Here is a 705-nt window from a genome sequence, read left to right on the forward strand (position 1 = left end):
CGGCCTTGTTCTTCCCTTCAGCGGTCCGCCGGCGGACGTAGTCGAGGGTCGACTGATGGCCGCGTAGGCGGGTAACCACAACGCGGTACAAGGCAGCATTCGCCTTCCGGCTGCCGCCGCGATTCAGCCGGTGCCGGTTGGTCTTGCCGCTCGAGGCAGGAACTGGGCAGGCGCCACAGAGTTTTGCGAACGCCGCTTCCGAACGGATGCGCTCGGGATTATCTCCTACGAGCAACAGCATCTCTGCGGCTGTACCTGTTGCCATCCCGTGCGCCTGTACAAGCTCGGGGGCGCAGGCTGCGGTGAGGGGTTGAAGCTGGAGATCGTGGCTTTTGATCTCTTCGTCGAGCGCCAGCCAGCGGCGGGCGATCGCACGCAGACTGGTCTTGGCCGAGGTCGTGGTTGAGGTGATCGGACCTGGCCGCAAGGCTGCCAAGTGTCGGAGCAGCGCCATCTTGCCGCTGATAAGGTCAAGTTGCTCGCGCAGGGTGCTCGGGGCTCTGATGATGATCGCCTTGATGGTCAGCATGGCTTGTGTTCTTGCCTTAACCGCAGTGTCCCGTGCGACCTTGAGGTGACGGATCATTTCGACCGCGCTCGTTCCGGCCTTTGGCAGTGCCGTGGCCTGTCCGCTTAGCACAGCAAGGGCGGCACTCTCGGCATCAACGGTGTCACTTTTGCCCTTCAAATAGCGAAGCTGACGGT

The 705-nt window shown here is 62.6% G+C and carries 1 protein-coding gene; it reads right to left on the minus strand.

The window, feature by feature from the left end; translation table 11 throughout:
- On the minus strand, positions 1–529 hold a 529-nt coding region (locus ACFFIC_RS29920; RefSeq protein ID WP_377057272.1), incomplete at its 3' end, for a transposase.
- Positions 530–705: the final 176 nt, after the last annotated feature.

The organism is Muricoccus vinaceus (assembly GCF_042433125.1).
GTDB lineage: Bacteria > Pseudomonadota > Alphaproteobacteria > Acetobacterales > Acetobacteraceae > Roseomonas > Roseomonas vinacea.